This window comes from Duncaniella dubosii (assembly GCF_004803915.1).
In the GTDB taxonomy this organism is placed as follows: Bacteria; Bacteroidota; Bacteroidia; order Bacteroidales; family Muribaculaceae; genus Duncaniella; species Duncaniella dubosii.
Genome location: NZ_CP039396.1, coordinates 250,139 through 263,339 on the forward strand (window position 1 = coordinate 250,139; position 13,201 = coordinate 263,339).

Here is a 13,201-nt window from a genome sequence, read left to right on the forward strand (position 1 = left end):
TCCCCAAAATAAAGACATACACCAATTAACGTTGGCTTTGCTAAATATTGAGTTTCTATTATATAACAATTCTGAAAACCGCATTAATCACAGGCATCACCGGTCAGGATGGTTCGTTTCTGGCCGAGTTTCTTCTCGAAAAAGGCTATGACGTGCACGGCACGATCCGCCGCTCGTCGGTAGACTTCCGCGAGCGCATCGCCCACCTCGAGGGACACCCCAACTTCCACCTCCACTACGCGGACCTCGGCGACTCGATGTCGATCATGCAGGTCGTCTCAAAGGTGCGACCCGACGAGATCTACAACCTCGCCGCACAGAGCCACGTGCAGGTGTCGTTCGACTCCCCCGAGTTCACAGCCGACGTCGACGCGACAGGCGTCCTCCGCATCCTTGAGGCCGTACGCCTCTGCGGACTCGCCGCGACCTGCCGCATCTATCAGGCATCGACCTCTGAGCTCTACGGCAAGGTCGAGGAAGTGCCCCAGAACGAAAAGACACCCTTCCACCCCTATTCGCCATACGCCGTCGCAAAGCTCTACGGTTTCTGGATCGTGAAGGAATACCGCGAGGCATACGGCATGTACTGCTGCTCCGGAATCCTCTTCAACCACGAGTCCGAGCGCCGCGGCGAGACATTCGTCACCCGCAAGATAACCCTCGCCGCCGCACGCATCGCTCAGGGCAAGCAGGAGAAGCTCTGCCTCGGCAACCTCTCGTCGCTCCGCGACTGGGGCTACGCACGCGACTACGTGGAGTGCATGTGGCTCATCCTCCAGCAGCCCGAGCCCGAGGACTACGTGATCGCCACCGGTGAGCAGCACTCCGTCCGCGAGTTCTGCCAGCTCGCTTTCCGCCGTGCCGGCATCGAGCTGCGCTTCGAGGGCGAGGGCGAGAACGAGAAGGGCATCGACGTGAAGACCGGCAAGGTGCTCATCGAGGTGTCGCCCGACTTCTACCGCCCGACCGACGTGGTCAACCTCTGGGGCGACCCCACGAAGGCGAAGCAGAAACTCGGCTGGGACCCGTCGAAGAAGACATCTTTCGAGCAGCTCGTCAACCTCATGGTCGACGCCGACATGGCCAAGGTCGCCGTCGAGCGAGCAGGTGAACAGGTGAAACTCAACCTCGCCGAATACCTCGAGAAAGGAATCGTGAAGTAAAGCCTACGCTGAAATTGAGGGGTACAGAAATTCATAAATAACATAAATATTGGAGGGGTTAATTCCTGAATATGGAAGGATTGGAACAAGCCCTCTATGAATTATCATTAAAATAATCTGTTATTCGTGTTACTTCTGAATTTCTGTACCTTACCCACATAAATATTCAAACCAGACAAAATGGAAAAAAATTCCAAGATCTACGTTGCGGGTCACCGTGGCATGGTCGGTTCGGCCATCGTCCGCGAGCTGCGGCGACAGGGATACACCAACATCATAACACGCACCCACGCCGAACTCGACCTCATCAGCCAGCAGGCGGTCAACGACTTCTTCGCCACAGAGAAGCCCGACTACGTGTTCCTCGCCGCCGCCAAGGTAGGGGGCATCGAGGCGAACTCATCGGCTCTCGCCGACTTCATGTACGACAACATGATGCTCGAGATGAACGTCATTCACGCCGCATGGCGGAACGGATGCAAAAAACTCGAATTCCTCGGCTCGTCGTGCATCTACCCCCGCATGGCCCCGCAGCCCATGCCCGAGTCATGCCTACTCACCTCAGAGCTGGAGAAAACCAACGAGGCGTATGCGCTCGCAAAGATCTCCGGACTGAAGTACTGCGAGTTCCTCAACCGGCAGTACGGCACGGACTACATCTCCGTCATGCCCACCAACCTCTACGGCCCGAACGACAACTACCACCCCACGCACTCCCACGTCCTCCCCGCGCTCATCCGCCGTTTCCATGAAGCGAAACTCGCGGGCGAGCCAGTCGTGACATGCTGGGGCGACGGCTCGCCGCTGCGCGAGTTCCTCTATGTCGACGACCTCGCCGAGCTTTGCGTGTTCCTCATGAACAGCTACTCCGGCAACGAGACCGTCAACGCCGGCACGGGCAAGGAGCTCACCATACGCGAGCTGGCGGAGCTTGTCGCGTCGACCGTCGGCTACGAAGGCCGCATCGAATGGGACACCACCAAGCCCAACGGCACACCCCGCAAGCTCCTCGACGTGAGCAAGGCCACCCGCCTCGGCTGGACCGCCTCGACCCCTCTCGCCGAAGGCATCCGCCTCGCCTACGAAGACTTCCTCAACAACCCGATGCGCGCCGAGCGCTGACCTCTTCCATCAGACATCAACTAACAGATAATACAGATTACAATTCGTCTCATCCAACACCGATTGTTCGGAAGCGGATGGGACGAATTTTTTATCCCTTATTCATAACTCTCACTTTAATATTCCAAATCTTTCCACCTTTATTATTATATTATAGGTACTATCAAATATTATTATAGGTACTATCACATCCATAAGCCGGCATGTAGGCATCGTATCATTCCACTCAGCCTGAAACTCATTATAAACGCAGTTTGACCGTTCTGTCAAAATTAACTACTTTTGCATATGCTTAACATCCAAACAAAAACAAGACAGGAATTATATGGCAAAACCGGAATATATTCAGAAAAACAAAGCTTGGCTTGAGGCCAAATCACACGAAGACGGAGTTCATCCGCTCGACAAAGGAATATTTTATAAAGTAATCAAACGAGGACGCACTGACGGACCGAGCCCAAACCGCAGCAGTGTCGTCGTGGCACACTATACAGGCAAAACAATCAACGGCAAAACCTTTGACAACAGCCGTGGAGGTGTCGCACCGGCTTTCCGTCTGCGCGAACTGATACCCGGATGGATTATTGCCCTCCAACAAATGCACGTCGGCGACAAATGGGAAATATACATCCCGGCCGAACAGGCATACGGTAAATTAAACCAGCCCGGAATACCCGGCGGCTCGACACTGATTTTTGAAATCGAACTTCTCGGAATCTCATAATCCGTATCTGAACTACCACCACATATCATAACATAAAAGAAATGCCACAAGATAACGCCTCTGAACTTTTCCCACTCGTCGATGAAACAGGAAAGACAATCGGTTCTGCCACACGCGGACGCTGCCATGACGGAAGCAAACTGCTTCATCCCGTAGTCCACCTTCACGTTTTTAATCGCGAAGGGGCTCTTTTTCTCCAAAAACGACCAGAATGGAAAGATATACAACCGGGGAAATGGGACACCGCTGTGGGCGGACACATTGATTTCGGAGAAGATACCATGTCGGCACTCCGTCGTGAAGCCCGCGAGGAACTTGGCATCGAAAACTTTCAGCCTGAATTTATAACAAGCTATATTTTTGAATCCACGCGCGAACGCGAGTTTGTCAACGCCTTCAAAACGACCGTCGACACGATTCCTATCCCTTCCGACGAACTTGACGGAGGCCATTTCTGGACACATGACGAAATTCGAGCCAACATTGGCAAAAATGTCTTCACACCCAACTTTGAAAGCGAATATCAGCGCCTTTTCATCGAAAAAACCGAAACAACTGACAGTCAAAGCCAAATCATAAGTCAAGATAATATCTTATAACAAAATCAAAGCCTAATTAACGAAATTTTTCAGCAATGATGACTACGGCTGTAAAATTTTTCTTATCTTTGTGCCAAACAATTCTAATTACATTATTAATTAAACCTCTTAACTAAAAATGACAAGTTACAAGGAATTAGGTCTCGTAAACACCAAGGAAATGTTTGCCAAGGCCATCAAGGGTGGTTATGCGATTCCCGCTTTCAACTTCAACAACATGGAGCAGCTTCAGGCAATCATCAAGGCTGCTGCCGAGGAAAAATCACCCGTTATCCTTCAGGTTTCCAAAGGTGCACGCAACTATGCAAATCCCCTTCTTCTCCGCTACATGGCTCAGGGAGCTGTAGAATATGCCAAGAGCCTCGGCTGGGAACACCCGCAGATTGTACTTCACCTCGACCACGGTGACAGCTTCGAACTCTGCAAGGACTGCATCGAACACGGCTTCTCGTCAGTGATGATCGACGGCTCTCACCTCCCCTACGAGGAAAACGTTGCCCTCACAAAGAAAGTATGCGACTACGCACATCAGTATGACGTGACTGTCGAAGGTGAGCTTGGTGTACTCGCCGGCGTTGAAGACGAAGTTTCTTCCGACCACCACACCTATACCGACCCCGAAGAAGTTATCGACTTCGCTACCCGTACAGGAGTTGACTCACTCGCAATCTCAATCGGCACATCACACGGTGCTTACAAGTTCAAGCCCGAACAGTGCACCCGCGATGCCAACGGTCGTCTCGTACCGCCCCCATTGGCATTCAACGTACTCGATGCCGTTATGGAAAAACTCCCCGGTTTCCCCATCGTACTCCACGGATCAAGCTCCGTTCCTCAGGAATACGTTGAAGAAATCAACGAATACGGCGGCAAGCTCCCCGACGCAATCGGTATCCCCGAAGAAGAACTCCGCAAGGCAGCCAAGAGCGCAGTCTGCAAGATTAATATCGACTCTGACAGCCGTCTCGCAATGACAGCTGCAGTCCGCAAGGTACTCGCTACCAAGCTTGCCGAATTCGATCCCCGCAAATACCTCGGGCCGGCCCGCGACGAAATGGAAAAACTCTACAAGCACAAAATCGTTGCCGTCCTCGGCTCAAACGGCAAGGCTGAATAATCAGTCCCCGCTGTATCATACACGCACAATCGCCCGGCATTCCCGACAATGCCGGGCGATTTTACTAACAATCATTTATCAAGACCACCATACTCGCGACCAACAAATCTGCAATATAATGCGTAAGCTGATTTTACTTCTTTCGACATTTATCATATCATCCAGCCTGTATGCGCAAACCGGAACACTCGAGGTTGGATATACTTACATGCATCCCGTCCAGACAATGAGAAGTGCAGAGCCAGATGTGACAAACAGATATATCCTACATACCGACGGCCATAAATCAAAGTTCTATTCGCCCAACACAGAATATATCGATTCGATTGAATCAACCCCTGAAGGTTTCGAGATGTTCAATACACTTAAAAGAGAATTATGGCAAAAAAGAGAACAGGACAAAATACCGAGAGCTGACGGATCTTTCTACGTAACCAAGTTTTTATCTGACAACGAACTCCATACATACGACATAGCCAACGGTACGAAATTCCATGTAAAGGAATCCTTGCCTGAACCACTATGGACGATAGAAGACTCTTGCCGGACAATCCTCGGATATGAATGCACCAAGGCTTCCGCTGATTTATACGGAAGAAAATGGACTGTATGGTTCACCCCTGACATACCTGTCAACGATGGGCCGTGGAAACTCAGGGGACTTCCGGGATTAATCCTTGAGGCCAACTGTGAGGGTGGACAATACAGTTTCATCGCCGGCGACATCAGGCACTCGAATAATCCTGTGACAAATGTCTACGGGCGCGATAAATGGGAAGATATCAGACGCAAGGATTTCTGGAATTTACGCAGATCATGTCTTGACAACCCCTCGCGTAACATCAGGTCACAATCAGGGACGAACATAATTGTCTATCAAAACGTAACCTATCAAAATTACCTGCCCACAGATATTGTCGATTATATCGAAACCGACTATCGGTGATATATGCTCTTAATGATTTTTAGGCTGCCATATTCAAAGCTTGTCATCATTTTTCATTAATTTCGCGTTATAGAATATAACAGACTATTATACACTACCATTATGCACCGAATGTCATGGGACAGGCTTATTAACGACAAGCGCTTCGGGCTTGAACACTACCACGATCCAAAACGAGGGTCGAGGAGCGACTTCCAGCGTGATTTCGACCGTCTTGTCTTCTCGTCCCCTTTCCGCAGACTCCAGAATAAAACTCAGGTATTCCCACTCCCGGGCAGCATCTTTGTACACAACCGTCTCACCCACAGCATTGAAGTAGCATGTGTCGGTCGGTCGTTGGCTGCTGAGATAGCCTCTGAACTACGAAAGAAATATGCCTCAGAACCGTGGGTCGGCAAACTCGACTCTATCGGAGAAATCGTCGCAGCCGCATGTCTCGCCCACGACCTCGGCAACCCGCCGTTCGGACATTCGGGCGAAAAGGCTATCGCCACCTACTTCAGTGAAGGCGAAGGCCGAGAGCTGGAAAGCGAACTCACCCCACGACAATGGAGCGACCTCACACATTTTGAAGGCAATGCCAACGCATTCCGTCTGCTTACCCACAGCTTTAACGGTCGCCGTCCCGGAGGTTTCGCCATGACATACTCCACCCTCGCCTCCATTGTCAAATATCCTTTTGACTCATCGCTTGCTGGCAGTCACGGCAAATTCGGATTCTTCACATCCGAACAGGCCGACTTCATGAAAGTGGCCGACGAGCTCGGAATGCTCCCTCTGAAAGAAGCAGAGGGACAATTGCGCTACGCGCGCCATCCACTTGTATATATCGTCGAGGCAGCCGACGACATTTGCTATGAAATCATGGACATCGAGGATGCACACAAACTAAAGATACTCTCTACCGAAGAGGTAATTCCCCTATTCCTTGGATATTTCGATGAAGCGCGCCGCACACATATCGAACGTATCATGGCAGGAGTCGACGACCCCAACGAAAAAATAGCCTATCTCCGCTCATGTATAATCGGAACTCTCGTCAACCGATGCGCCGAAGCGTTCGTTTCTCATGAAGAAGAGATAATGCACGGCGAATTCCGCGGCTCACTGCTCGACCATATCTCACAGCTTGAGCGTCAAGGCTACCGGGACTGTGAGGCATTATCGTGGAAAAAAATATATTGTTCCGGCGATGTTGTCGATATCGAACTGGCCGGAACAAGAATCATCTCGTTTCTTATCCACGAACTCGTAAAAGCAGTCCGCAACCCAGACCTAAACTACTCCCGGCTGTTGCTTGCAAAAGTACCGCAGCAATATGAAATCAACTCTCCGACACTCTACGGCAAAATACAGGCCGTGCTCGACCACATTTCAGGCATGACAGATGTCTATGCTCTCGGACTCTACAGAAGCCTGAACGCAATGAGCCTGAAAATCAACAACTAATTTTTCGATATCCGCATATCCTATTCCCAGCATGAAATATCTCAATTCACGTCTGACACTTCTGCTTGTCCTCTTCTTCACGACAGTGATTCCCCTTGCAGCGATAACAGTCGATGAAGTACCCAACGTTCATGTGGCTGACCGCACACAATATGTCTCAAATCCATCAGGCATACTTTCGAGTGCAGCCGTAAGCAACCTGAACGCCCAAATCGGCGCTCTATGGGCCAATACCTCGGCTGAACTCGTGGTGGTAGCCGTCGATCAGGTCGACCCGTCAATGACACCCGAAGAATTCGCGACAAAACTGTTCGAGAAATGGAAAATCGGTAAAAAGGACAAGGACAACGGAGTCCTCGTCCTGCTGTCGCGTGACGACCATGCAGCCATCATACGCACCGGCTACGGGGTCGAAGGCACACTCCCCGACATCGTTGCCGGACGAATAATCCGCAACACAATGTTCCCCCTATACCGCGAGGGAAAGTTCGACGAGGGAACTGTCGCAGGAGTAAGCACTATCATCAAAGCACTGAGCGACCCGGCAGTCGCCGACGAACTAAAATCAAAATATGCCAATGACTCGCGCCGAGGCACTGACGATGATATTTCAGGTTCGGAACTCTTCAATCTCTACTTTGGATTCGCCACTGTAATCGGAGCAGGTCTCTTGCTGCTCGTAATCTATTCAATATATTCGACAAAAAAACTCGACGATGTGCAGCGCTACCGCACTCTCGACCAATATAAGACACTAACCCTGTTCGGTTCATTCCTCACGCTTGGAATCGGCCTACCGGCCTATCTGATATTAATAACAAAAATGAAACGTGTCAGACGTCATAAACGCAATTGCACCCATTGCGGGACACGAATGGAACTCATTGATGAAGAACACGACAACGACTACCTGACACCAGCGCAGGATACGGAAGAACGCATCAACTCAATTGACTACGACGTGTGGCATTGTCCGAAATGCCACCAGACCGAAGTGCTCCCCTACATAAACCGTACAACAAACTATACTCAATGCGAGCGTTGCGGAGCGCGCGCCATGTCGCTCGTCGACCGCCGGACACTACGCCAGCCGACCGTCAACACCGAAGGTGAAGGCGTTGACATATATATCTGTAAAAATTGCGGAAACCAGCACAACAAACGTTTCCGCATCCCCAAGAAACCAGATCCGGCGGCAGCAGTCGCCGCTGGTGCAATCCTCGGAAGCGCACTGGGCGGACGCAGCGGCGGTGGCGGCGGATTCTCAGGAGGCTCATTCGGAGGCGGTATGACAGGAGGCGGCGGAGCCGGAGGACGATGGTAAGCACATTCATCACATCGTTAGCCGACTTCCTGTGCGGCTATCCACTTTTCATACTTCTAATCGGAGGCGGATTTTTCCTGTTTTTCTACTCGGGAATGGTCTCATTACGTAAACTACCGGCCGCATTCCATGAACTGCGCAGCAAGCAGTCGCGCGACTCAGGTACTCAGATTTCCTCCGTACAGGCCCTCGCGTCAGTGGTCGCCGCCACCGTAGGAATGGGCAATATTGCAGGCGTGGCCATAGCATTAGTAATGGGTGGACCGGGAGCAATATTCTGGATGTGGGTCAGCGCTCTTGTCGGCATGTCGACCAAATTCCATGAAGGAGTGCTTACCACACGCCACAAACATATTCTTGCCGACGGCCGCAGCACAGGTGGCACAATGTATATAATCGACCGAGGGCTCGGCCCCCGATGGCACTGGCTTGCCGTCACATTTGCCATAGCCGGAATGCTCGGCACTCTTTGCATCATGAACGCCAACCAGCTCACAGAGGCAATGGTCAGCGCTTTTACCACCCCTGAATGGCTACGTGGAAACACATTGGTCGCCAGCCTGTCGTCGACCCTCGGATGGAGTCATGAAAGTGCTTTCCGGCTTCTGATAGGAATCTGCATAGCCCTTACGGTGACGCTCGTAGTCATCGGCGGAATCAGACGCATAGCCCGCGTAGCCCAATGGCTAGTACCGTTTATGGTGGGACTCTACTTCATCCTCGTGCTTTATATAATCGTCACAAATATTTCGGAAGTCCCTGTGGTATTCAAGAGCATCTTTAGTGAAGCATTCAATCTGCGGGCTGGCTGGGGTGCACTTGTCGGCATAGCCATCATCGGCGCGAGACGGGCAGCTCTCGTAAACGATGCAGGAGTCGGAACGGCAACCATCATGCACGGTGCGTCAGCCAACAATTCGCCGGTGCGTGAAGGACTCATCGCAATGCTCGGTCCAAGCATTGATTCCGGCCTCGTGTGTACACTTACGGCCATCGCCCTGCTTCTATGTGGCGACATAGGAACTGTCGAAGGGGTAAAGGGACTCGACGTAGCCATGAAAGCGTTCGGCAACGCAATCCCGATGGGCGAATATCTTCTAATGGTCATAGTCCTTTGCTTCTCGTTGTCGTCAATGTTCAGCTACAGTTTCTATGGCAACCGTTGTGCAGCCTATCTTTTTGGCGAGCGCAAAGCAAAATTCTATACGTGGTTCTTCATTGCCACTTTAGTTATCTTTGCAGTCATGCCGCTGGGTGTCGCCATCGGCTTCTGCGATCTGTTCTATGCACTCATGGCTTTCCCGACTATGATTACAATCCTGCTCCTCCGCAAAGAAGTCCGCGAGGAAGTAGAAAAATTTGATTCTTCCGCCAGATAATTTATTCACATACAAAAAATCACCCTTCCCGAAAATCAATCGGGAAGGGTGACATCAGTTATTTAAGAAGATATTGTTTCTTCGGAATTGATTAGCCGTTTACCTTCTTCATGTGAGCGATAAGATCGAGCACCTTGTTAGAGTAGCCGATTTCGTTGTCATACCAAGAAACGACCTTAACGAAGGTAGGAGTAAGCTGGATACCAGCCTTAGCGTCGAAGATAGAAGTGAGGGGGCAACCAAGGAAGTCGCTTGAAACGACTGCATCTTCAGTGTAGCCGAGGATACCCTTGAGTTCGCCTTCAGCAGCTTCCTTCATGGCAGCGCAGATTTCTTCGTAAGAAGTCGGCTTCGCAAGATTTACAGTGAGGTCAACAACAGATACATCGAGAGTGGGACACGCATTGACATACCGGTAAGCTTACCGTTGAGTTCGGGGATAACTTTACCTACAGCCTTAGCAGCACCGGTAGAAGAAGGAATGATGTTGCCTGAAGCTGCACGGCCACCGCGCCAGTCCTTCATTGAGGGACCGTCAACAGTCTTCTGAGTTGCAGTTGTAGAGTGAACAGTAGTCATGAGACCTTCAACAACGCCAAACTTGTCATTGAGCACCTTAGTGATAGGAGCGAGACAGTTAGTGGTGCAAGAAGCGTTAGAAACGAACTGAGTTCCCTTCACATAGCTGTCCTGGTTTACACCGCAAACAAACATGGGGGTATCGTCCTTAGAAGGAGCAGACATAACTACATATTTTGCACCAGCTTCGATGTGAGCCTGAGCTTTTTCCTTAGTAAGGAAGAGACCGGTTGACTCAACAACGTATTCAGCACCTACAGCACCCCAGCCGATTTCAGCGGGATTCTTGCATGCGGTTACGCGGATGGGCTTGCCATTTACGATAAGGAGGCTCTTTTCGAGATCATAATCAACTGTTCCGTCGAAACGACCGTGCATGGTGTCATACTTAAGCATGTAAGCCATGTAGTCAACGGGAAGAAGGTCGTTGATTGCTACTACCTCGATATCATCGCGCTTGGTTGAAGCACGGAACACGAACCGACCGATGCGGCCAAATCCATTAATACCTATTTTTGTCATAGTTTTATAAAAATTGGGTTGTTAAATCTAAAATTCCTATTGAAAATGTTGAAATCATGAGGGAGAGATTCCGAAGAGCAGGACGCATGCCACGCGCCCTTGCTGCCACCCTCTCAAAAGCGCTACAAAGGTAGCACTTTTTTTTGGATTTCAACTGTTATCCATCGAAATAAAATTGGCGTTTTTTACTCGATTTTGTATAAAAAAGCTAAATAAAGCGCACCGATAATGGTAATACGTCATTTTTTCTCTATTTTTGTGTCATATAAACAATTCCACGTTTATAATGGTTTAATGTGCATAGGAATTTTTTATCACGAACAAAACAACTATTTTCAAATAACATCAAACGATACCATATGTCTATCATCAAAGAATTTAAAGAATTCGCTATGCGCGGCAATGTCATCGACATGGCTGTCGGCGTTGTCATCGGTGCTGCTTTCGGAAAAATTATCTCGTCGCTTGTCGACGACATAATAATGCCTCTTGTCGGGGTCGCAACAGGCGGCATGAACTTTACTGACTATAAGTGGGTAATCCAGCAAGCCGTGGTTGACGGTGCGACAAAAGAAGTGCTCAAGCCGGAAGTCACATTGAACTGGGGCACATGGATCCAGACGATTGTTGATTTCCTCATCGTGGCATTCTGTATATTTGTGGCAATAAAAGCCATCAATCAGCTGAAACGCAAAGAAAAAGACGCTCCCGAGCCTGAAGCCGCCCCCGAGCCGACTAAGGAAGAAGCCCTCCTCACTGAAATCCGCGACATCCTTAAAGAAAAAGAGGCGAAATAAGCCACGATATATCCGAGGATTTTGTCTTCATTCTGATATATTGCCAAAACAGACAGGAGACCCGATAAATTGGCGGGTCTCCTGTCTGTTTTGGTTACACGCGCAATCTGACGCTATAATGCCTGATTGACGGTTCAATGGTTGTATCAGTATGCGAACATAGGATAGGGCTGCATGGTAGCATTGACCTTGGCACGCACCGCAGCGATGTTTTCAGCGCTTTCAGGATTACGGAGCACCGTGTCGATCATCTCGGCGATTTCAAGCATGAGGGACTCTTTAGCTCCACGGGTGGTTATGGCAGGAGTCCCGAGGCGGATACCGGATGTCTGGAACGGGCTGCGCGAATCAAACGGCACCATATTCTTGTTTGCAGTGATGTCGGCAAGAACGAGAGCCTTCTCCGCAACCTTACCTGTAAGTTCGGGGAACTTAGTGCGAAGATCGACGAGGATACAGTGGTTGTCAGTACCGCCGGAGACGATATTGTAGCCCATATCGGCGAGAGCCTGCGCAAGCACAGCGGCATTCTTCTGCACCTGAAGCTGATATTCACGGAATTCGGGTTGAAGAGCTTCGCCGAATGCGACAGCCTTGGCTGCGATGACATGTTCGAGCGGTCCACCCTGCACACCGGGGAACACCGCTGAATCAAGCAACTGAGACATCATTTTGACAACACCCTTCGGTGTGGTCTTGCCCCAAGGATTCTCGAAATCCTCGCCCATCATGATCACGCCACCGCGCGGACCACGGAGTGTCTTGTGGGTAGTCGTGGTAACTATGTGAGCATATTTCACAGGGTTGTCAAGAAGACCTGCGGCGATAAGACCTGCGGGGTGAGCCATGTCTACCATGAATATGGCACCGATTTCGTCGGCGAGACGGCGCATGCGTGCATAGTCCCATTCGCGGCTATAGGCGCTCGCCCCACCGATAATCAGACGGGGACGTTCGCGACGTGCCACTTCCTCCATCTGCTCATAGTCCACGCGACCGGTCTCGCGGTCTACGTTGTATTCGAGCGCATTGAACATCAGACCTGAGAAGTTGACAGGGCTACCATGAGAAAGGTGACCGCCGTGGCTCAGATTGAGTCCGAGGAATTTGTCGCCCGGATTAAGACAGGCCATGAACACAGCCATGTTGGCCTGTGCACCCGAATGGGGCTGCACATTTGCCCATTTAGCGCCGAAAAGTTCTTTCAGACGCTCGATAGCGATGCTTTCGGCCTCGTCAACAACCTCACAACCGCCATAGTAACGGTGGCCGGGATAGCCTTCGGCATATTTGTTTGTGAGACACGAACCCATAGCGCGCATCACCTGCTCGCTTACGAAGTTTTCGGAAGCGATAAGTTCGATTCCCTTTTTCTGGCGCTGATGCTCGCGCTCAATGATGTCGAAGATAACGTTGTCTTCTTTCATACCTTATAAATATATTATATGTGTGATGAGTTTATTCATTATGTAGTCTGACT

Annotated in this window: 11 protein-coding genes and 1 pseudogene; 10 read left to right on the forward strand and 2 right to left on the reverse strand. The window is 50.4% G+C overall.

The window, feature by feature from the left end:
- Positions 1-68 precede the first annotated feature (68 nt).
- From gmd to E7747_RS01055, 9 genes are all read left to right on the forward strand, one after another.
- Positions 69-1,163: a GDP-mannose 4,6-dehydratase gene (gene gmd, locus E7747_RS01015; protein ID WP_136417003.1), complete on the forward strand. Its 1,095-nt coding sequence runs from the start codon at positions 69-71 to the stop codon at positions 1,161-1,163.
- 180 nt (positions 1,164-1,343) lie between these two features.
- On the forward strand, positions 1,344-2,285 hold the full coding sequence (locus tag E7747_RS01020) for a GDP-L-fucose synthase family protein (protein WP_136413519.1): 942 nt from the start codon (positions 1,344-1,346) through the stop codon (positions 2,283-2,285).
- Between the two features lie 325 nt (positions 2,286-2,610).
- On the forward strand, positions 2,611-3,009 hold the full coding sequence (locus tag E7747_RS01025; protein ID WP_123613109.1) for an FKBP-type peptidyl-prolyl cis-trans isomerase: 399 nt from the start codon (positions 2,611-2,613) through the stop codon (positions 3,007-3,009).
- Between the two features lie 41 nt (positions 3,010-3,050).
- On the forward strand, positions 3,051-3,608 hold the full coding sequence (locus tag E7747_RS01030) for an NUDIX hydrolase (RefSeq protein WP_123613108.1): 558 nt from the start codon (positions 3,051-3,053) through the stop codon (positions 3,606-3,608).
- Between the two features lie 118 nt (positions 3,609-3,726).
- A complete protein-coding gene (locus E7747_RS01035) occupies positions 3,727-4,725 on the forward strand; it encodes a class II fructose-bisphosphate aldolase (protein ID WP_123613107.1) in 999 nt (332 codons plus the stop codon).
- A gap of 118 nt (positions 4,726-4,843) precedes the next feature.
- Positions 4,844-5,671: a GLPGLI family protein gene (locus tag E7747_RS01040; protein ID WP_136413521.1), complete on the forward strand. Its 828-nt coding sequence runs from the start codon at positions 4,844-4,846 to the stop codon at positions 5,669-5,671.
- Between the two features lie 111 nt (positions 5,672-5,782).
- Complete coding sequence (gene dgt / locus E7747_RS01045) at positions 5,783-7,120, forward strand: dGTP triphosphohydrolase (protein ID WP_136417004.1); 1,338 nt, start codon at positions 5,783-5,785, stop codon at positions 7,118-7,120.
- Between the two features lie 31 nt (positions 7,121-7,151).
- Positions 7,152-8,444 (forward strand): TPM domain-containing protein, encoded by a 1,293-nt coding sequence (locus E7747_RS16745; protein ID WP_175578476.1) that lies wholly within the window; start codon positions 7,152-7,154, stop codon positions 8,442-8,444.
- Entirely contained in the window at positions 8,438-9,823 is a 1,386-nt protein-coding gene (locus E7747_RS01055) for an alanine/glycine:cation symporter family protein (RefSeq protein WP_136413523.1), read from the forward strand. Before E7747_RS16745 ends, E7747_RS01055 begins: the two co-directional genes overlap by 7 nt.
- 91 nt (positions 9,824-9,914) lie before the next feature.
- On the opposite strand, the pseudogene gap reads toward E7747_RS01055, so the two are convergent.
- A pseudogene (gene gap, locus E7747_RS01060) lies at positions 9,915-10,924 on the reverse strand (type I glyceraldehyde-3-phosphate dehydrogenase).
- Positions 10,925-11,283: 359 nt separating this feature from the next.
- Between gap and mscL the strand changes: the two are divergent.
- A complete protein-coding gene (gene mscL, locus E7747_RS01065; protein WP_123613102.1) occupies positions 11,284-11,721 on the forward strand; it encodes a large-conductance mechanosensitive channel protein MscL in 438 nt (145 codons plus the stop codon).
- A 146-nt stretch (positions 11,722-11,867) separates the two neighbouring features.
- Here the strand turns inward: mscL and glyA are convergent, their stop codons facing one another.
- A complete protein-coding gene (gene glyA, locus E7747_RS01070; protein ID WP_136413525.1) occupies positions 11,868-13,148 on the reverse strand; it encodes a serine hydroxymethyltransferase in 1,281 nt (426 codons plus the stop codon).
- Positions 13,149-13,201 lie beyond the last annotated feature (53 nt).

What these genes read in the sequence shown, in the direction of transcription:
- E7747_RS01020 (WP_136413519.1), top strand. Translation starts at nt 1,344, where the DNA reads ATGGAAAAAAATTCCAAGATCTACGTTGCGGGTCACCGTGGCATGGTC.
- E7747_RS01025 (WP_123613109.1), top strand. Translation starts at nt 2,611, where the DNA reads ATGGCAAAACCGGAATATATTCAGAAAAACAAAGCTTGGCTTGAGGCC.
- E7747_RS01030 (WP_123613108.1), top strand. Translation starts at nt 3,051, where the DNA reads ATGCCACAAGATAACGCCTCTGAACTTTTCCCACTCGTCGATGAAACA.
- E7747_RS01035 (WP_123613107.1), top strand. Translation starts at nt 3,727, where the DNA reads ATGACAAGTTACAAGGAATTAGGTCTCGTAAACACCAAGGAAATGTTT.
- E7747_RS01040 (WP_136413521.1), top strand. Translation starts at nt 4,844, where the DNA reads ATGCGTAAGCTGATTTTACTTCTTTCGACATTTATCATATCATCCAGC.
- dgt (WP_136417004.1), top strand. Translation starts at nt 5,783, where the DNA reads ATGTCATGGGACAGGCTTATTAACGACAAGCGCTTCGGGCTTGAACAC.
- E7747_RS16745 (WP_175578476.1), top strand. Translation starts at nt 7,152, where the DNA reads ATGAAATATCTCAATTCACGTCTGACACTTCTGCTTGTCCTCTTCTTC.
- E7747_RS01055 (WP_136413523.1), top strand. Translation starts at nt 8,438, where the DNA reads ATGGTAAGCACATTCATCACATCGTTAGCCGACTTCCTGTGCGGCTAT.
- mscL (WP_123613102.1), top strand. Translation starts at nt 11,284, where the DNA reads ATGTCTATCATCAAAGAATTTAAAGAATTCGCTATGCGCGGCAATGTC.
- glyA (WP_136413525.1), bottom strand. Translation starts at nt 13,148, where the DNA reads ATGAAAGAAGACAACGTTATCTTCGACATCATTGAGCGCGAGCATCAG.